Source organism: Actinoplanes sp. NPDC026619 (genome assembly GCF_040638295.1).
Taxonomy (GTDB): domain Bacteria; phylum Actinomycetota; class Actinomycetes; order Mycobacteriales; family Micromonosporaceae; genus Actinoplanes.
In genome coordinates this window covers 274,429-293,413 of sequence record NZ_JBEZYA010000010.1, presented here as the reverse complement: position 1 = coordinate 293,413, position 18,985 = coordinate 274,429, and the positions used below count along the sequence as shown (strand labels likewise).

At 70.5% G+C, this 18,985-nt stretch carries 18 protein-coding genes; 13 read left to right on the top strand and 5 right to left on the bottom strand.

All coding sequences use genetic code 11. The features are described from left to right. Positions 1 to 471, top strand: a complete 471-nt coding sequence (locus tag AB0E90_RS23360) for a hypothetical protein (protein WP_360409218.1) — start codon at positions 1 to 3, stop codon at positions 469 to 471. A 41-nt stretch (positions 472 to 512) separates the two neighbouring features. Here the strand turns inward: AB0E90_RS23360 and AB0E90_RS23355 are convergent, their stop codons facing one another. From AB0E90_RS23355 to AB0E90_RS23335, 5 genes are read right to left on the bottom strand one after another with little or no spacing between them, the layout of a single operon-like run. Next, entirely contained in the window at positions 513 to 1,910 is a 1,398-nt protein-coding gene (locus AB0E90_RS23355; protein ID WP_360409215.1) for an RICIN domain-containing protein, read from the bottom strand. After that, a complete protein-coding gene (locus AB0E90_RS23350; protein WP_360409212.1) occupies positions 1,907 to 3,304 on the bottom strand; it encodes a pectinesterase family protein in 1,398 nt (465 codons plus the stop codon). Before AB0E90_RS23350 ends, AB0E90_RS23355 begins: the two co-directional genes overlap by 4 nt. 43 nt (positions 3,305 to 3,347) lie before the next feature. Continuing rightward, a complete protein-coding gene (locus AB0E90_RS23345; protein WP_360409209.1) occupies positions 3,348 to 4,169 on the bottom strand; it encodes a carbohydrate ABC transporter permease in 822 nt (273 codons plus the stop codon). Next, positions 4,159 to 5,034, bottom strand: a complete 876-nt coding sequence (locus AB0E90_RS23340) for a sugar ABC transporter permease (protein ID WP_360409206.1) — start codon at positions 5,032 to 5,034, stop codon at positions 4,159 to 4,161. Before AB0E90_RS23340 ends, AB0E90_RS23345 begins: the two co-directional genes overlap by 11 nt. After that, positions 5,031 to 6,335 carry an extracellular solute-binding protein gene (locus AB0E90_RS23335; protein ID WP_360409203.1) on the bottom strand — a complete coding sequence of 435 codons (1,305 nt, stop codon included), beginning with the start codon at positions 6,333 to 6,335 and terminating at the stop codon, positions 5,031 to 5,033. The genes AB0E90_RS23340 and AB0E90_RS23335 overlap by 4 nt, the downstream gene beginning before the upstream one ends. 148 nt (positions 6,336 to 6,483) lie before the next feature. Between AB0E90_RS23335 and AB0E90_RS23330 the strand changes: the two genes are divergently transcribed. From AB0E90_RS23330 to AB0E90_RS23275, 12 genes are all read left to right on the top strand, one after another. Continuing rightward, positions 6,484 to 7,341 (top strand): PmoA family protein, encoded by an 858-nt coding sequence (locus AB0E90_RS23330; RefSeq protein WP_360409200.1) that lies wholly within the window; start codon positions 6,484 to 6,486, stop codon positions 7,339 to 7,341. Then, positions 7,338 to 8,894, top strand: a complete 1,557-nt coding sequence (locus AB0E90_RS23325) for a glycoside hydrolase 43 family protein (RefSeq protein WP_360409197.1) — start codon at positions 7,338 to 7,340, stop codon at positions 8,892 to 8,894. The genes AB0E90_RS23330 and AB0E90_RS23325 overlap by 4 nt, the downstream gene beginning before the upstream one ends. A gap of 41 nt (positions 8,895 to 8,935) precedes the next feature. After that, the gene (locus tag AB0E90_RS23320; protein ID WP_360409194.1) at positions 8,936 to 9,757 is read left to right on the top strand and encodes a PmoA family protein; all 822 of its coding nucleotides are present in this window, start codon (positions 8,936 to 8,938) and stop codon (positions 9,755 to 9,757) included. Then, positions 9,754 to 9,957, top strand: a complete 204-nt coding sequence (locus AB0E90_RS23315; protein WP_360409191.1) for a hypothetical protein — start codon at positions 9,754 to 9,756, stop codon at positions 9,955 to 9,957. The genes AB0E90_RS23320 and AB0E90_RS23315 overlap by 4 nt, the downstream gene beginning before the upstream one ends. A gap of 17 nt (positions 9,958 to 9,974) precedes the next feature. After that, the gene (locus AB0E90_RS23310; RefSeq protein WP_360409188.1) at positions 9,975 to 11,360 is read left to right on the top strand and encodes an ROK family transcriptional regulator; all 1,386 of its coding nucleotides are present in this window, start codon (positions 9,975 to 9,977) and stop codon (positions 11,358 to 11,360) included. A gap of 159 nt (positions 11,361 to 11,519) precedes the next feature. Then, on the top strand, positions 11,520 to 12,704 hold the full coding sequence (locus AB0E90_RS23305) for a serine hydrolase domain-containing protein (RefSeq protein ID WP_360409185.1): 1,185 nt from the start codon (positions 11,520 to 11,522) through the stop codon (positions 12,702 to 12,704). After that, the gene (locus AB0E90_RS23300) at positions 12,697 to 13,320 is read left to right on the top strand and encodes a VanZ family protein (protein ID WP_360409182.1); all 624 of its coding nucleotides are present in this window, start codon (positions 12,697 to 12,699) and stop codon (positions 13,318 to 13,320) included. The genes AB0E90_RS23305 and AB0E90_RS23300 overlap by 8 nt, the downstream gene beginning before the upstream one ends. A gap of 9 nt (positions 13,321 to 13,329) precedes the next feature. Next, on the top strand, positions 13,330 to 14,004 hold the full coding sequence (locus AB0E90_RS23295) for a response regulator transcription factor (RefSeq protein ID WP_360409179.1): 675 nt from the start codon (positions 13,330 to 13,332) through the stop codon (positions 14,002 to 14,004). Next, a complete protein-coding gene (locus tag AB0E90_RS23290) occupies positions 13,997 to 15,163 on the top strand; it encodes a HAMP domain-containing sensor histidine kinase (RefSeq protein WP_360409176.1) in 1,167 nt (388 codons plus the stop codon). The genes AB0E90_RS23295 and AB0E90_RS23290 overlap by 8 nt, the downstream gene beginning before the upstream one ends. A gap of 116 nt (positions 15,164 to 15,279) precedes the next feature. After that, positions 15,280 to 16,734 (top strand): class I SAM-dependent DNA methyltransferase, encoded by a 1,455-nt coding sequence (locus tag AB0E90_RS23285; protein WP_360409173.1) that lies wholly within the window; start codon positions 15,280 to 15,282, stop codon positions 16,732 to 16,734. Further along, positions 16,727 to 17,872: a hypothetical protein gene (locus tag AB0E90_RS23280; RefSeq protein WP_360409170.1), complete on the top strand. Its 1,146-nt coding sequence runs from the start codon at positions 16,727 to 16,729 to the stop codon at positions 17,870 to 17,872. Before AB0E90_RS23285 ends, AB0E90_RS23280 begins: the two co-directional genes overlap by 8 nt. Then, positions 17,865 to 18,983, top strand: coding sequence for a restriction endonuclease subunit S (locus tag AB0E90_RS23275; protein WP_360409167.1), 1,119 nt, complete (start codon positions 17,865 to 17,867; stop codon positions 18,981 to 18,983). Before AB0E90_RS23280 ends, AB0E90_RS23275 begins: the two co-directional genes overlap by 8 nt. The last annotated feature ends 2 nt before the right edge of the window (positions 18,984 to 18,985 follow it).

Here is an 18,985-nt window from a genome sequence, read left to right as displayed (position 1 = left end):
ATGTCTCGTCGTTTTCGCGGCGTTCTGCCGCTTGTCCTGGTAACCGTCGCCGCGCTGGCCGCCGGCTGCGACGACAAGAGCACGCCGGAGGCGGCCCCGGTCGCTACCGCTCCGGTTCCATCGCCCTCGGCCGCGCTGTCGCCCAGTGGACCGGCGTCCACCGAGACCTGTTCCGCGGTCATCAAGATCGTGATCGACGGCAGCGTGGGGATCGCCGACGACGCGGTCAAGTCGATCGACGAGCACTGGAGCCGCAAGAAGGTCGACGACAACATGCGGACCCGGTTCCGCGCGATGTCCGAGAAGGTGGCCGCCGAGGCGCCGCAGATCAGCGACCCGGAGCTGAAGGCGGCCGTGCAGAAGACCGCCGACGAGCTCGCCGCGGGCGCGAAGTCCAGCAAGCCCGAGACGTTCCTGAAGAAGGATTTCCAGACCCTCGGCAAGGACCTGGACTCCCACTGCAAGAGCTGAGAAACGGGCCGGCCGGAGCTTTCGCTCCGGCCGGCTTCGCTTCAGGAAATATTGGCCTGCGGGCCGGAATAGGTTTTCACCAGCGACGGTACGGCGGAAGCCGCATCCAAGGTGTACGAGTAGAAACTGCTCGGCGTGAACGCGGAACCGAGCGTCGTCTGGTTACCCGTGCAGTTCACCATGATGCTGCCGCTCTGCTTCAGCTGAGCCGTCGAGTCGGGGTAGAACGGGTCCTTGACGGTGTCGAAGTAACTGTTCTCGATCACCATCTTGGTGGCGCCACGCGAGTAGTTGCCGTAGCTGGTGACGTTCTGCAGGTAGTTGTTGTAGAGGTGGGCGTACAGCAAATTGTCGGCACTGGGGTTTCGCTGGTTGCTGTTGTAGATCCAGTTGTGGTGGATCGTCATCCGGGCGATCACGTTGTCGGTCCAGCCGATGCCGAACGTCTTGTTGTGATTGCCCATCTGGTTCCAGGACACCGTCACGTAATTGGTGTCCTTGCGGCTGTCGATGTAACCGTCGTTGATGTTCTGGAACGTGTTGTGGTCGATCCAGACGTGGTCGGCGGTGTCCATCTGGATGCCGTCGTAGTCGAAGTCCTTGTCGTCCGGGTCGTCACTCGCCACCGCCGTGTCGCCGATGGTGAGGTTGCGGATGATGACGTTCTTGACGCCGGCGCCGAGGAAGAATCCGCCGGCTTTGATCCGCCCGGTGGTGCCCACCCCGATCATCGTCTTGTTGCTGGTGACCGGAATTTCGTACCCGTAGGTCGGCACGGTGATCGTCCCGCTGACCTTGATCACGTAGGCGGCGCTGGCCGTCGCGTACTTCAGCAGGTCGGCGTAGGTCGTGACGGTGACCGTCGTGCCGCCCGCGCCACCGGTGGTCCCGGCGGCGAAGCCGTCGGCGGTGCTGGACCAGGTGCGTCCGCCGATCGCCACGAAGGCCCATTGCTTGTTGGTGTTGGCGGAGCAGGTTTCCTGGATGATCGCCGCACCACTCGTGGTCGAGGCGCCGGCGTCACTGATGCAGAGTCCGCTGCCGACGTTGACGATCTGGTAGGTGCCGGTGCCGCTGGCGACGAGCTGCCATTGCTGGTTGGTCTGACTCGATACGCACGTGTACTGCTGTAGCTGGGTGCCCGACGTGGTGGAGTAGTTCGGCACGTCGATGCACTTGCCGCTGTTGACGTTGACCAGCAGGTAGTTGGAGCCGCTCGCGGTCAGCGTGAACTGCTGCCACTTCGCGCCGTCGGTGCAGCCCCACTGTTGTAGAAGTGCGCTGTTGGCGGTCGAGGCGCTCGGGACATCGATGCACATCCCGCTCTTGGTGACTTTCAGTTGATAGGCGGCGCCGGTGGCAGGTGCGGCGGAGGCCGATGTAGAAGTCCCGACCAGCGCGGCCGCTGCGAGTAGCACGAGTACTAGAAGTTTCCTCATAGCGGGTTCCATCCGTCCGTGCCGGCCAGGTACTTCTGCGGGGTGTAGTTCGCCGCGGTCGAGTCGCTCATCTGCGGCCGGTTGCTGTTGGTGGTCGCGCCCGAACCGGTGTTCTTGTATTCGAAGAAGCGCGCGTTCTTCCAGGAGTTGCTGGACATGTCGATCCACGGCTGCGCGGTCGCGATCGTCGCGCTCAGCGACGACTCCCGGTAGAGGACCTGGGCGTCGGCGCCCCACGGCCGGCCGAGCTGGGTGGTGTTGTTCGTGGCCCCGGTGATCGTGCACTTGTAGAACAGGAAGCCGTAGGTCACGCCCGCATCCGTCTTGGCCGCCGTGATCGGGCCGCCGGTCGAGCGCTTCTCGTAGATCGAAGTGGCGTTGAAGACCGCGGTGCCGCCGCCGAAGATGAAGTCGACGGTGCCTTCCACATAGGAATTGGCATAGTACGAGCGGTAGGCGTTGACCAGCAGCGTGTCCTGCGCGCCGAGGAACCGGACGTTGCTGAAGACCGACCGGTCGGCGTTGACGTTGACCGCGACTGCCTGGCTGCCCTCGCCGTAATCGTTGGACATCGTCAGGTTGGTGGCCGCGAAGTCATGACCGTTGACGAACACACTCGCGCTGCCGGACGTGCCGTAACCGCCGGCCGAGCTGTGGTTGTTCACGATCACCGTCTGCGACGCCGACGAGCCGAGGCCCTGCAGCGTGACGTACGGCTTCGTGGACGGGATCGTCACGATCTCGCGATAGGTGCCCGCCTTGATCGTGATGACCTGCCGGGTGGTGTTGTTCGCCGGCACCGCGTCGACCGCCGCCTGGATGGTCGTGTACTTCCCGGTGCCGTCGGACGCGACAACCGCCCCGGTGCTGGACCCGACTGCCACGAACGCCCACTGCTTGTTGGTGTTCGCCGTGCAGGTCTCCTGGATGATCGCCGCACCACTCACTGTCGAGGCGCCGGCGTCGCTGATGCAGAGCCCGCTGCCGACGTTGACGATCTGGTAGGTGCCGGTGCCGCTGGCGACGAGTTGCCATTGCTGGTTGGTCTGCGACGAGACGCAGGTGTACTGCTGCAGCTGGGTGCCCGACGTGGTGGAGTAGTTCGGCACGTCGATGCACTTGCCGCTGTTGACGTTGACCAGCAGGTAGTTGGAGCCGCTCGCGGTCAGCGTGAACTGCTGCCACTTCGAGTTGTCGGTGCAGCCCCATTGCTGAAGCAGGGCACTGTTGGCGGTCGAGGCACCGGGGACGTCGATGCACATGCCGCTCTTGGTGACCTTCAGCTGATAGGCGACACCGGTCGCGGGAGCGGCGGCTGCCGGGGAGGGCGACGCGACCACGACGCCGGGTATCACCAGCGCCAGGGCCGCCAGAAGCAACCGTTTCCTTCCCATGGTGGGTCCTTCCTTCTCGGTCGCCCGGTGGCAGGCGACACATCTATCGGAGCCCCGTGGTGGCGATGCCCTTGACCAGGTATTTCTGCCCGGCGATGAAGAAGCCGATGACCGGGGCGAGAGAGACGAACGACATCGCGAACATCTCGCCCCACTGGCTCTGGCCCTCGGAGTCCATGAACTGCCGCAGGGCCAGCGGCACCGTGTAGAGGTTCGGGTCGGTGAGATAGAGAAGTGGTTCGAAGAACTCGTTCCACACCGCGATGAACGTGAAGATCGCGGTGGTGGCGAACGCCGGCAGGCACAGCGGCATGATCACCTTCCAGAACGTGCGGAACGGGCCGCAGCCGTCGATCCGGGCCGCGTCGTCCAGCTCGGTCGGCAGCGACCGCATGAACTGCACCATCAGGAAGATGTAGAAGCCGTTGGTGGCCAGGAAATGCGGAACCAGCAACGGGTAGTACGTGTTCAGCCAGCCCAGCTTGTCGAACAGCACGTACCGCGGGATCGTCAGGACGTGCCCGGGCAGCATCATCGTGCCGAGCATCAGCGCGAAGAACAGCCGCCGGCCGGTGAATCTGAGGCGGGCGAAGGCGTACGCGGCGAGCGAGCACGACATCAGATTGCCGACGATGCTGAGCGTCACGATGATCAGCGAGTTGATCAGGTAGACGTCGAACGACTCGGGCAGCGACGTCCAGCCGCGGGCGTAGTTGCCCGGCGCCCAGTGGTGCGGCCACAGGCCCTCGTCGGTGAAGACGGTGTTGCTCGATTTGAGCGAGCTGGAGACGAGCCAGAGCAGCGGATACATCATGAGGGCGCCGACCGCGGTCAACGCGAGATAGCGCAGCCAGTTAGTTCTCATAGAAGACCCAATAACGGGCGGCCAGGAAGTTGACCGCGGTGAATCCAGCGACGATCACCAGGAGCAGCCACGCCATCGCGGACGCGTAGCCCATGTCCAGCTCGCCGAAGCCCTTCTGGTAGAGGTAGAGGTTCGAGAACAGGGTCGACTCGGCCGGGCCGCCGGTGCCGCCGCTCATCACGTAACCCTGGGTGAAGGTTTGGAACGACGCGATCATCGACTGCACCAGGTTGAAGAAGATGATCGGGCTGAGCAGCGGCAGCGTCACCGACCGGAACTGCCGCCAGCCCGACGCGCCGTCCATCGCGGCGGCCTCGTAATACATGGCCGGGATCTGCTTCAGCCCGGCCAGGAAGATCACCATCGGCGAGCCGAACGTCCACACGTGCAGCAGGATCAGGGTGCTCAGCGCGTAGTGCGGATCGGACGTCCAGCCCGGCCCCTGGATGCCGAGCCAGCCGAGGAACTGGTTGACCACGCCCTGATAGCCGAACAGGTAGCGCCACAACATGACGATCGCGACGCTGCTGCCGAGCAGGGACGGCAGGTAGTAGACGCTGCGGTAGATCGCCAGACCCCGTACCCCTCGATGCAGGATCATCGCGACCGCGAGGGCCGCAGCGAGCGAGAGCGGCACCGAGACCAGCGTGTAGATGAACGTGACGCGCAGCGACTGGTGCAGGGTGGCGTCGCCGAACATCTCCTTGACGTTGGCCAGGCCCGACCAATGTGGGGGAGTGAGCAGGTTGTAGTCGGTGAACGCGAGGTAGAGCGAGACCAGGAACGGGCCGACCGTGAACACGATGCCGATCAGCCAGGGCAGCAGGAACAGGTACGCCGCCCGGTCCTGTCGTCCGGCTTTCACGCCGTCAGAGCCTTCTTGGCCTGGCCGACGAACTCGGTGGCGCCGGCCGCGGGAGTCTTGCGGCCGAACTCGACCTCGGTGCTGATCGACTTGAGGATGTTGGTGAGCTTGCTGGCGCCGATCGGATAGGAGTACGACGGCGGGAGCTTCTCGCTCTGCAGGTCGGTGAGGTACTGAGTGGCCCGCTGGTCATCGGGCTCCAGCTCCGGCGCGATCGCCTTGGCCACCACCTGGCTGGCCGGAACGCCCCGGGTGGTGCCGGCCGCCTTCGCCCCGGCCACGTCGTTCACCAGGAAGTTCAGCAGGACCAGCGTCTCCTTCGGGTGCTTCGACTTCGCCGCCACCGACCACAGCGCCGGCGTGTCGATCGACTGCCCGCGCCGGGTGGCCTGGGACTCGCCGGGGATCCGCAGCAGCTGGAGCTGCCCGCCGCAGACCTTGTTGTAGTTGAGGAAGTTGTTGGTCGGGATGATCTGCGACGCGATCGACTTCTTGGCCAGATAGGACTGGGCCGGCGAGGCGCCGCCGTTGGGGTCGATGAAGCCGGCCGGCGGGAAGCCCTTGTCGGCGCGCATCTTCTGCACCATCGCGAACCACTCGGTCACGGTCTTCTCGGTCACGCCGAGGCTGCCGTCCGCGGTGTAGAAGTCTTCGCCGTGCTGGCGGGTCCAGACGATCAGGTTGGCGATCGTCCACACCTCGAAGTTCGTCCCGTAGACCTTGCCGCCGCTGGCCTGCGTGACCTGCTTGGCGAACGCGGCGAGGTCGGACCACGACCACGCGTTGCCGTCCGGGATCGGCACGCCGTACTTGTCGGTCAGGGCCTTGTCGATGACGACGCCGATCGTGTTCAGCCCCGACGGCACCCCGAAGTTCTTGTCGCCGACGATGCCGAGGGCGCGGGCCGGGTCGGTGAGGCCGGAGAGGTCGAGCGTGTTCTCCTTCGCGAGATCCAGCAGAGCACCGCGGCCCGCGTACTCCCGGAGGCTGTCGATACGCATCGCCATCAGGTCCGGCGGATCACCGGCGGCGAAGCGGGTGACCAGCTTGTCCTTGTAGGGCGACGAGTCCTGATATTCGGTGCGTACGCGAATGCCGGAATGAGCCTTCTGGAACAGATCGAGAGCCTTCTGCGTCTTCTCGGCGCGCGCGGAGTCACCCCACCAGACCATGTTCAGCTCGACCGCGTCGCCCTTGTCGCCGCCGCCCCCGCCGAACCCGCGGCCGCAGGCGCTCGTGGCGGCCGCCAGCCCGGCCAGGCCCGCGATCTTCAGCGCATCGCGCCGGTTCACAGTGTTCACGATCAATTCTCCTTCATCAATTTGTTTCAGTGTTTTATCTATCGAACGCCGTCCATGTCAACAGGTGTCCCACCTCGACTTATTCAGGTAACGCAAATTTGTTACAGACGTTGACGTAACCGTCGCAGCGCCGGTAGCTTCACCGGCTATGTCGTCCGAGAACCTGATCTGCGCCGGGCGTACGGTGGCCCGCTACGTCTGGGACCCGGACCTGCCGGCCGCCGTCTCGCCGCGGCCCTACCTGCACCCGGTGACCACCCTCGGCGGCACCACGGTCACCGGCTTCCGGCCCGCCGACCACGAGCACCACCTCGGCGCGAGCGTCGCGATCCCGGTGCTCAACCAGGCAAACTTCTGGGGCGGGCGCACCTATGTGGCCGGCCGCGGCCCGGTCGGGCTCGACGACCACGGACGGCAACGGCATACCCGGTGGCTGCATCGCTCCGACGACCGCCTGGTCCAGGAGATCTGCTGGCTCGGCCGCGACGGAGCGCCACTGGCCCGCGAGGAGCGGTCACTGTCGGTGCGGGCGGTCGGTGACACGTCGTGGTTGCTGCGGGTGGGGTTCGCGCTCAGCGGCATCGACGGCGCAGCCCTGGTGATCGACAGCCCCGGGGCAAGAGGCCGGGCCGGCGCGGGGTACGGCGGGTTCTTCTGGCGCGCTCCGGCGGGGCTTGCGCAGGTCCGGGCGTACGGGGCGACCGGCGACCCGCACGGCAGCCGCCAGCCGTGGGTGGTCCTGACCGGCAGCGAGTCCGAGGCGGCGACGTGGACGCTGGTCTTCCGGGCCGGCGTGCACGCTGATCCGTGGTTCGTGCGGGCCTCGGACTATGCGGGGGTGTGCTCGGCGATCGCGTGGGACCGGCCGCTGGTGATCAAAACCGGCGGCGTCCTGACCCGCCGGCTGTCCGTGCTGGTAGCCGACGGCCCACCCACGGAGGCCCTGCTGGCCGAGGCAGAGGCAGACGTCAGTGCGCCTTACGGTCATGGGGCGGGTGGTGTGTGAGCGCGCCGTGGGTCGCTGACACCGGCGACGGCTGCTATCGCAACCCGGTGCTGTTCGGCGACTGGTCCGACCCCGACGTCGTCCGGGTCGGACGCGACTTCTACCTGATCGCGTCCAGCTTCAACCGGGTGCCCGGACTGCCCATCCTGCGCTCCACCGACCTGGTCAACTGGGAGCTCGTCGGCCATGCGCTCGCCCGGCTGGTGCCGGAGGCCGTCTACGCCACGCCGCAGCCCGGGTGCGGGGTGTGGGCGCCGGCGCTGCGGCATCACGCCGGCCGGTTCTGGATCGTCTATCCCGACCCGGACCACGGCATCTACGTCACCACGGCGGCCGACCCGCGCGGGCCCTGGACGCCGCCGCGGCTGATCCTGGCCGGCCGCGGGCTCATCGACCCGTGCCCGCTGTGGGACGCCGACGGCAGTGCTTATCTCGTGCACGCGTGGGCGAAGAGCCGGGCGGGCGTCAACAATCGGCTCACCGCGTACCGGATGACGCCCGGCCTGACCCGCCCGCTCGACACCGGCGTGGTTCTGGTCGACGGCGCGACCATCCCCGGCTGCTACACCCTCGAAGGCCCCAAGTGGTACCGCCGCGACGGCTGGTACTGGCTCTTCGCGCCGGCCGGCGGAGTGGCGAACGGCTGGCAGTACGCGATGCGGTCGAGCAGCGTCCTCGGACGTTACGAGCCGCGGATCGTCCTGTCCCAGGGCGGGACCGACATCAACGGGCCGCACCAGGGCGCCTGGGTGGACGACTGGTTCCTGCACTTCCAGGACCTCAGCGCGTACGGCCGGGTCGTGCACCTGCAACCGGTGACCATGGACGACGACGGCTGGCCGGTGATCGGGCACCACGGGGAACCGGTGACCCGGCACCGCAAGCCGCTGCAGGGCGCGCCGGTGTGCGCGCCGCCCACCGGCGACTGCTTCGCCGGCGGAGTGCCCGGACCGCAATGGACATGGCCGGCCAACCCGCAGCCCGGCTGGCTGCTCAACCGGGCCGGGAGCAACGGCCGCCGCGGGACCGGCGACCCCGGCGACGGACTGCGGCTGGCCTGCGTGCCGTGGCCCTCCGGGGATCTGCGTGCGGTGCCGAACGTGCTCGGGCAACGGCTGCCCGGCCCGCGCTTCCGCGCGGAAACCACGGTGCGGCTTGCGGCGCCGGCCGGGTCGCGGGCCGGTTTGGTGGTACGGGGTACGACGTACGCGTGGATCGGTCTTGAGCACCGGCCGAGCGGGACCGTCCTCGCCTACCGTGCCGCCGACGCGCCCGGCGGGCCGGAACGTGACCTGATGACGCCGATCCCGGTGACCGATGCGGCCGAGGTGCGGCTGTCGGTCACCGTCGACGACGACGGCGCCGTCGTCCGGTTCGCCGCCCGGACCACCTCCGCCGACGGGACCGAGGTCGCGGTCTCCGGCGGCGACGCCGGCTTCACCGCCACGCCCGGTGGCTGGATCGGGGCCACCCTCGGGTTGTTCGCCACCGCTCGGCCCGGCGCGGGCGGAGGCCATGCCGACTTCGCGTCCTTCGTCGTCGAGGCGCGGTGACTATCCTGCTGGCGTACCGATCCACCAGACCGGAGGCTTGCGTGACCGGTGACGCCACGGCCGTCCTTCGCCTCGCCGACCGGACCGTCGCCGACTACGTGTGGCAACCCGACGTGCCGGTCGGGCTCGCGCCCCGGCCGTACCTCCATCCGGTCCGCACCCTGGCCGGCGCGGTGGTCACCGAGCTGATGCCGCCGTCGCACCGCCACCATCTCGGGGCCGGCGTCGCGGTGGCCGAGGTGGGCGGCAGCAACTTCTGGGGCGGCCGCACCTTCCTCCCCGGCCACGGCCCGGCCTGGCTCGACAACCAGGGCACCCAGCAGCACGTGCGCTGGCTGCGGCGCGACGAGACGCAGCTCAGCGAGGCGTTGCGCTGGGACGCCATCGACGGCATGTCGCTGCTCGCCGAGCGGCGGCTGATCTCGGCCCGGCCGCTGGACGACACCGCATGGGCCCTCGACTTCACCTTCACCCTCGCCAACGTCGCCGGCCGCGAGCTGCCGATCAGCAGCCCGGCCGCGCACGGCCGCACCGGCGCCGGCTACGGCGGCTTCTTCTGGCGCGCCCCGTCCCCCGACCCCTGCCATGTCTCCGCCGACGTGCACGGCCGCTCCGCGCCGTGGCTGTCGGTCGCCACCCCGGGCTGGACCCTGGTCTTCGCCGGAGGTGACGCCGCCACCCGGCAGGACCGCTGGTTCGTGCGCACCCGAGACTATCTGGGCGTCGGCTCGGCGCTGGCCTGGGAGGCGCCGCTGGTCCTCGCGCCGGGCGAGTCGCTGACCCGGCGGGTGGTCACGGTGGTCGCAGACGGCACGCTCACCGATCCGCGGGCAGCCGCCTACGTGTCCCAGCTGGTGTCATGACCATCGGCGACCAGCGGCGCCGGGCCGCACCGTCAGTCGGCCGCCTAGGTGTCCCGGCTGGTGTCATGACCGCCGGCGACCAGCGGCGCCGGGCCGCACCGACAGTCGGCCGCCTAGGTGTCCCGGCTGGTGTCATGACCGCCGGCGACCAGCGGTGGCGGGTCGCGCCGGCGGGCGGCTGGAAGGGCTTCGGGTCGTGACCCGGCCGGTGCATCGCGTGGCGCCGGCCACGGACACGCCCGTACGGCAGGAGAGCCTGCGTGCCCACAACCTCTCGCTGACCTTCCGGCAGATCGTCGGCGCGCCGGCGCCGATCTCGCGGATCGAGCTCGCCGTCGCCACCGGGCTGACCCGGCCGACCATCTCGCGCATCGTCGACGACCTGCTCACCGGCGGGTTGATCGTGGAGGCCGGGCCGTCGCGGTCCGGGAACAGCGGGCGGCCCCGAGTCGGCCTGAGCCTGGCGCCGACCGGGCCGGCCGGGCTCGGCCTGGACATCCGGGTGGACACGCTGTCGGCGTGCGTGGTCGACCTGACCGGCACAGTGCGGCACCTGGCCTTCGCCCCGCGCCCGCCGGTCGCCGCCGACGCTCTGGCCAGCCTGGCCGGCATGGGCCGGGCCGCGATGGCGGCCGCGGCCGCCGAGGATCTCACCGTCGTCGGCACCACCCTGGCGGCGCCCGGACCGATCGTGGACGGCAGCGTCGTGCGGTTCGCGCCGATCCTGGGCTGGCGGGATGTGGACGCCGGCGCCGCGTTGCGGCCCGCGCTGGGCCCGGTGGCGGTCGACAACGACGCGGGCCTGGCCGCGCTGGGGGAGCTGTACGCAGGCACGCTGCGCAATTTCGTATGTGTCAGCGGAGAGTTCGACATCGGCGCCGGGATAGTTCTGGATGGGTCGCTGCTGCGGGGCGCCCGCGGGTGGGGCGGCTCGCTGGGTCACGTCGCGGTGGCCGGCGACGGGCCGCCGTGCGCCTGCGGCGCCACCGGCTGCCTGCAGCAGTACGCCGGACTGGGGCAGATCCTCGGCGTAGCGGTCCCGGTCGCCGCCCAGGCCCCGGGGGTTGCCACCCCGCCCGCAGCGGTTGCCGCCCCTGCTCCGGCTCTTGCCACCCCGCCCGCAGCGGTTGCCGCCCCTGCTCCGGCTCTTGCCACCCCGGCCGCAGCGGTTGCCGCCCCTGCTCCGGCTCTTGCCACCCCGGCCGCAGCGGTTGCTGCCCGGGAGGCGGCGGTTGCGGTCCGAGCCCCGGCGGTCGCCGCCACGGCCCCGGCGGTGGCGATCGACGCCCTGGTGGCGGCGGGGGACACCGAGGTCATCGCTGCTCTGGAGCGGGCCGGCACCGCGCTGGGCGTGGCCCTGTCCGCGCTGATCAACATCATCGACGTGGACACCGTTCTGCTCGGCGGCAGCTATTCGCTCCTGGCCTCCTGGCTGATCGAGGGCATCGAACGGGAGCTCGGCCGGCGGGTGCTGACGTCGGGGTGGGCGCCGGTTTCGGTGCGCCCGGCGCCGCTGGGGCCGGACGCCGCGGTGATCGGAGCCGCCCTGAGCGCGATCGACCAGGTCCGCCAGGACCCGAACTCCTGGCTCGCCCGCGTATAAGGCCTGGATCAAGAAGATGCCGGAATCGCTCAGACAGAACGGCGCACACGCAGCCGGCACCAGCTCGGCCCCTTGTGAACCAGGCGCCAGCGCGACGTATCGCGGGCGTATCAAAAAACGCATACGCCACCGCAACGGCCGTACGTCTTGACTAGCGGCATGGACTCGGATTCCGCACGTGGTATCGGCCGGCGGCAGCTGGTCAAATGGGGCGGGCTGGCGGCCGCGGGGGTGCCGCTGGCGAAGGCTGTTCCACCGGCCACCCGGCCCGTCGACGCCTACGACCGGTACATCGCGCAGCTCGCCGCCGATGGCAAGTTCTCCGGCGTGGTGCTGCTGTCGCACCGCGGCAGGACGGTGCTGTCCCGCAGTTACGGCCTGGCCGACCGGGAGCGGGGGATCCGCAACCACGAGGGCATCTCGTTCAGCCTCAGCTCGGCGGGCAAGCCGTTCGGCCCGCTGGCCGTTCTGCAGCTGGCGCAGCAGGGCAGGCTGCAGCTGTCCGACCCGGTCGGCAAGCATCTGACCGGCTTCGCCAAGGAGGTCGCCGAGCAGGTGACCATCCACCATCTGATCGCCGGCGCGTCCGGGCTGGACACCCCGGACGAGGACGTGCAACGCGTCTTCCGGAGCCGGTCGGAGGTGCACGAGTACTACGAGCAGCGGGCCCGGCAGGCGAAACTGGTCGGCATCCCGGGCCTGCCGAGCACCACCCACGAGGAAGCCGGGGTCACCATTCCCGCGCTGATCGTGGAGGCGGTGACCGGACAGTCGTACTGGGACTACGTCGAGGAGAACGTCTTCCGGCGGGCCGGCATGACCGGCACCGCGTTCTACACCAGGCCGCAGTGGCTCGCCGACAAGCGCATCGCGCACCCGTACATGACGCTGGCCGACGGCAGCATCGTCGATGCCGTCCGCAACCTGGACCAGAGCAGCTCGGACCCGTGGGTGCTCGGCAAGAATCCGGCGCGCTGCTTCATCGCCTCCCCGGGCGACGGCGGCTTCGCCACCGCCCCGGACCTGGTCCGGTTCGCCCGCGCGCTGACCGACGGCACATTGCTGGAGCGGCCCTGGGCCGACGTGCTCATGGGGGCCAAGTTCCCGCACGGGCCGGCGTCGTTCGGGGCGTACGGGCTGGCGGTCGAGATCGTCGGCGGCCAGTGGATCTGGGAGCGGGCCGGGGCCAATCCCGGGGTCGGCGCCAACTGGAGCATCTACCCGGACACCGGCTGGGTCGGCGTCATCCTCAGCAACACCGACGGCGCGCCGTTGCAGGACATGATCGGGCAGGAGACGCTGGCGGTCACCGGAGTCGCGCCTGGGCAGGGGTCGGGTGGCTGAGTCTGTCAACCACCGCCGGATCGTGCTCGCCGGCCTGGGGATCCTCGCCCTGGCCGGCGCGGCGTTCGCGATCCGCGGGCCACTGCTGATGTCGGCGCCGACGTGCATGGCCGGGCGGTGGCACGGCTGCTACGACACCGAGAACGGCGTGGTGCTCGTGACGCTGGCCGGCGCGCCGTTGGCGGTTCTGCTGGCGTGGGCGCTGGCGCGCCTTCGGCGGGTCGCCTTCCGCACGGCGCTGGCCGAGGTGGGCATGGTGTACGGGACGGTGCCGTTCGTCTGGATGACCCTGATGCCGGGGCCCGGGGCCCGCATCGTGCCCGGCCGGCTGAGCCTGATCCCGCTGCGGGACCTGATCACGATGGGGCCGATCGGGATCGGCGGCAACCTGCTGGTCTTCGCGGCGCTGGGGTTCTTCGCGCCGATCCGGTTCGCGGCGCTGGCGTCGGCGCCGCGGATCCTGGCGCTCGGGGCCACCTGCTCGGTCCTGATCGAGACCGCCCAGTACGTCTTCCAGCTCGACCGGGTGTCGTCGGTGGATGACGTGCTGGTCAACGCGGCCGGCGCCGGGCTCGCCGCACTGGCGTCCCGCCGCTGGTGGCGGACGGGACCCTAAGGTTCAGGCATGCGTGTGCTCATCGTGGAGGACGAGCCCTATCTGGCCGAGGCGGTCCGGGACGGCCTGCGGCTGGAGGCGATCGCCGCCGACATCGCCGGCGACGGCGATGCCGCGCTGGAGCTGCTCGGCGTCAACTCCTACGACCTCGCGGTGCTCGACCGGGACATCCCCGGCCCGTCCGGCGACGAGGTGGCCCGGCACATCGTGGCGTCCGGCAGCGGCATCCCGATCCTCATGCTCACCGCGGCCGACCGGATCGACGACAAGGCCTCCGGGTTCGGGCTCGGCGCCGACGACTACCTCACCAAACCGTTCGATCTGCGGGAGCTGGTCCTGCGGCTGCGGGCGCTCGACCGCCGGCGCGCGCACGCCCGGCCCCCGGTTCGCCAGATCGCCGGCCTGCGGCTCGACCCGTTCCGCCGGGAGGTCTTCCGGGACGGGCACTACGTCGCGCTCACCCGCAAGCAGTTCGCCGTGCTGGAGGTTCTGGTGGCCGCCGACGGAGGGGTCGTCGGCGCCGAGGAGCTGCTGGAACGCGCCTGGGACGCGAACGCCGACCCGTTCACCAACGCGGTCCGCATCACCGTCTCGGCGCTGCGCAAACGCCTCGGCGAGCCGTGGATCATCGCCACCGTCCCCGGCGCCGGCTACCGCATCGACACCGAGCCGGACCGTGGATAGGGCCCCGGGGCTGAGCGTCCGCCTCCGGCTCACCCTCAGCTACGCCGGGCTGATCCTGGTCGCCGGCGCCCTGCTGCTCGCCGCCGTGTGGTTGTTCCTCCTGCGGTACGTCCCCGATCAGGCGACGCTCATCGCCCGCGACGGCAACGACGTGGCCGGTGTCTTCCCGGTCCGGTCCCGACTCCTGCACGTCTTCGCGCCCCGGGCGGCCGCGGTGCTGGCGGTCCTGCTGATCTTCGGGCTGGTCGGCGGCTGGATCCTGGCCGGCCGGATGCTCCGGCCGCTGGCCCGCATCGCCGACGCCACCCGCACGGCCACGGCCGGGTCGCTCGCCCACCGCATCCGGCTGCCGGGCCGCCGGGACGAGTTCCGCGACCTCGCCGACGCCTTCGACGCGATGCTCGCCCGGCTCGAGTCGCACGTCGCCGAGCAGCAGCGGTTCGCCGCCAACGCCTCCCACGAACTGCGCACGCCGCTGGCGATCTCGCGGACGCTGCTCGACGTCGCCCGCAAGGACCCGGCCCGCGGGCGGGACGAGATCATCGAGCGCCTGCACGCCGTCAACACCCGCGCGATCGACCTCACCGAGGCGCTCCTGCTGCTCAGTCGAAGCGGAAACCTCAGCCGAAGCGGAGACCTCAGCCGGGGCGGAAACCTCAGCCGGGGCGGAAGCCTCAGCCGGGGCGGCGGCCTCACCCGGGTGAGCGTCGATCTGTCGCTGCTCGCCGAGGAGGCCGCCGAGACACTGCTCCCGCTGGCCGAGCAGCGCCGGATCACCCTGGAGGTGACCGGCGGCCCGGCCCCGGCCGGCGGCTCCGCCGAGCTCCTGGCCCGGATGGCGGCGAACCTCCTGCAGAACGCCGTGGTCCACAACCTCCCGACCGGCGGAACCGTGACGGTCCACACCGAGACGCATGACAGCACGAGCGTGCTGCGGGTCGAGAACACCGGTCGCCTGCTCCCACCGGAACTGGTGCCGACCCTGGTCGAGCCGTTCCAGCGCGGCGCCGAACGCACGCGCACCGACGAGCACGCCGGCGCCGGCATCGGCCTGGCCATCGTGCACAGCATCGTCCGCGCCCACGACGGCACGCTCGACCTCACCGCCCGCCCGGCCGGCGGCCTCGTCGTCACGGTCCGGCTCCCCGGCACGCCGTAGATGTAGCCGACGGCGTTTACTTCTCGAACGGGATGACGGGCGAGATGACGGACCGGACGACGAGCCAGAGGACGGAATGCCAAGTGCCAACACGCCGACGCGCTGCGGGGCCGGAGATGTCCAGCGCCAAGGGGATCCAGGACATCCTCTGGAAGGCGGCCAACCGGCTGCGCGGGACCATGGACGCCTCCCAGTACAAGGAGTTCGTGCTGGGGCTGGTCTTCCTCAAGTTCGTGTCGGACGCCTTCGCCGAGCGGCGTGAGCTCCTCGGCGGCGCCGAGGACCGGGCGCGGTTCGCGGGCGTGTTCTGGGTTCCGGTGAACGCGCGGTGGGACCACCTCGCCGCCAACGCGGGCGGGGACGTCGGGCGGCTGCTCGACGACGCGATGGACGCGATCATGCGGGAGAACCCGGCGCTGTCCGGGGTGCTGCCGAAGATCTTCGGGCGGGGCGGGGTGGACCCGGCGCCGCTGCGGGAGCTGGTCGTGCTGATCAGCGACGCCAGCTTCACCGGGCACGGCGAGCGGCCGGCGCAGGACCTGCTCGGTGAGGTCTACGAGTACTTTCTGGAGAAGTTCGCCCGCGCCGAGGGGAAGCGGGCCGGCGAGTTCTACACCCCCGCGTGCGTGGTGAAACTGCTGGTGGAGGTTCTGGAGCCGTTCTCCGGGACGGTCTACGACCCGTGCTGCGGGTCGGGTGGCATGTTCGTGCAGGCCGCCCGCGCGCACGGGCGGGACATCACGGTGCACGGGCAGGAGGCCAACGAGCGGACCTGGCGGCTGGCCAAGATGAACCTGGCCATCCACGGGATGGATCCGAACGGGCTGGGCGACCGGTGGGCGGACACGTTCGCCGAGGACAAGCAACCCGGGCTGGCCGCCGACTACATCCTGGCCAACCCGCCGTTCAACATGAGCGAGTGGGCGCGCCGCGACGACGACCCGCGCTGGGCGTACGGCCTGCCGCCGCGCAGCAACGCCAACTTCGCCTGGTTGCAGCACATGGTGGCCAAGCTGGCCGAGGGCGGCAGCGCCGGGGTCGTGCTGTCCAACGGATCGATGTCATCGAAACTCTCCGGCGAGGGCGACATCCGGCGGCGGCTGATCGAGGACGACCTGGTCGCCTGCATGGTGGCGCTGCCGCCGAACCTGTTCCGCACCACCGCGATCCCGGCCTGCCTGTGGTTCCTGAGCCGGGACAAGCGGGAGCGGCGCGGCGAGATCCTGTTCATCGACGCGCGCGGGCTCGGCACCATGGTCGACCGCACCGAGCGGGTGCTCACCGACGCCGACATCGCCCGGATCGCCGACACCTATCATTCGTGGCGATCCACGGCGTACACCGACGTGCCTGGCTTTTGTTTCTCGGCCTCGCTGGACCAGGTCGCCGAGAACGACCACATCCTCACCCCGGGCCGTTATGTCGGCGCCGCCTCGGCGGCGGCCGACCCGGACGCGGAGCCGGTCGCCGACCGGATCGCGCGGCTCACCAAGGAGCTGTTCGCGCAGTTCGAGGAGTCGGCGCGGCTCGAGGCGGCGGTCCGGAAACAACTAGGAAAACTGCATGACTGAGTACGCCGGGATCAGCGCGACCCTCCCGCCGGGCTGGCGGGTCGTGCCTCTCGGGTCGCTCGCGCACGTCTCCTACGGCATCGTCCAGCCGGGCGCGGACGTGGCCGGCGGCGTGCCGATCGTGCGGGTCCGCGATCTCAAGCAGGGGCGGATCGACACCGGCCGGCCGCTGCGGGTGCGGGCCGACATCGACGCCGCCTACGCGCGGACCCGGCTGGCCGGCGGGGAGGTGCTGCTGACGCTGGTCGGGTCGGTGGGCCAGGCGGCGGTGGTGCCGGCCGCCCTGGCCGGGTGGAACGTGGCGCGGGCGGTGGCGGTGCTGCGCCCGGCGCGCCCGCTGCCGCCCCGCTGGCTGACCAGGTGCCTGGCCGGCGAGTTCGTGCGGCACTGCATCGCGGCCTGGCTGAACACGACCGTGCAGGCCACCCTCAACCTGGCCGACGTGCGGCGGCTGCCGATCGTGCTGCCGCCCGCGCCCGAGCGGGAGTCGATCACCGCGCTGCTCGACTGCCTGGACGCGAAGATCGCCGGCAACGAGCGGCTGGCCGGCACGGCGCTGCGCCTGGCCGGGGCGCAGTTCCAGGCCGCCGGGCAGGGCGGCCGGTCCGCGGTGCTCGGCGACGTCGTCGACCTGGGCTACGGCCGGGCGCTGCCGGCCGCGCGGCGCCGGCCGGGAGCGGTGCCGGTCTACGGCAGCGCCGGGCCGTCGGGGTGGCACGACGAGGCGCTCGTGCCCGGCCCCGGCATCGTGGTCGGCCGCAAGGGCACGGTCGGCGCGGTGCACTGGTCGGCCGGCGACTTCTTCCCGATCGACACCACCTACTACGTGCGCTGCCCCGCCGGGGTGCCGCTCGAGTACGCGTACTTCCTGCTGCGGAGCCTGGGCCTGTCGGCGATGAACTCCGACTCGGCCGTTCCCGGCCTGAACCGATCCAGCACACTCAGCCTCCCGATCCGCCTCGCCGGCGGCCCCGAGATGGAACTCTTCGCCCGGCGATCCCGAACTCTGTTCGCGCTGCGTGACCGGCTGGCCCGGGAGACCCAGGCCCTGCGCGATCTGCGCGACTACCTGATGCCCCGGCTGATGTCCGGCCGGCTGCGGCCGGGGCCCGCCGATGTACGACGAGCCGATGTCTGACTGGCCGGTCGGCGTGGTTCGCGACGTCGCGGTCCCGAAGGGACTGATCGGCGGCCCGTTCGGCTCGCGGCTGGGCAGCAAGGACTACGTCCCGCACGGGGTGCCGGTGATCCGCGGCGGCAACCTGGCCACGCCCGGCTTCTTCGACCGGTCCGAGTTCGTCTACGTGACCCGCGCGAAGGCGGCCGGCGAGCTGGCCCGCAACCTGGCCCGGCCCGGCGACGTGATCTTCACCCAGCGGGGGACGCTCGGCCAGGTCGGCATCGTCCCGGCCGGCCCGCACGACACCTACGTCGTCTCCCAGTCGCAGATGCGCCTGCGCGTCGACCCCGGCCGGGCCGATCCGCGCTACATCTATTACCAGTTCCGTTCTACAACCATGCAGGCCGCGATCCAGAACAGCGCCATCACCACCGGCGTCCCGCACATCAACCTCGGCATCCTCGCCGCCCTGCCGATCGTGATTCCGCCGCTGCCGGCCCAGCGCGCCGTCGCCGACCTGCTCACGTCGCTGGACGAGAAGATCGCCGGCAACGACCGGATCGCGGCGACGGCGATGGCGCTGGCCGGGGCCGCGTTCGAGCCGGCCGCCGGGCGTCCGGGCCGGCTGGGCGACCTGGTCGACCTCGTCTACGGCAAGGCGCTGCCGGCCGCGCAGCGCCGCCCCGGCCCGGTCCCGGTCTACGGCAGCGGCGGCCCGGCGGGCAGCCACGACGTGCCCCTGGTCAGCGGCCCGGGAATCATCGTCGGCCGCAAGGGCACGGTCGGCGCGGTGCACTGGTCGGCCGGCGACTTCTTCCCGATCGACACCACCTTCTACCTCAAACCCCGAACCATCCCGATGGAGTACGCCTACCTCCTGCTCCGCACGCTCGGCCTGTCCGGCATGAACTCGGACTCCGCCGTCCCCGGCCTGAACCGGGCCCGAGCCCTGGCCGTCCCGGTGCGGGCGCCGACGAAACGAGCGATCGACGACTTCACCGCGCGCGCCCGCCCCCTGTTCGCCCTGCGCGACCGCCTGGCCCGCGAGAACGAGGCCCTGCACGCCCTGCGCGACGACCTGCTCCCGGGGTTGATCGAGGGGCGGATAGCGGTGGCCACCGATATCTGATC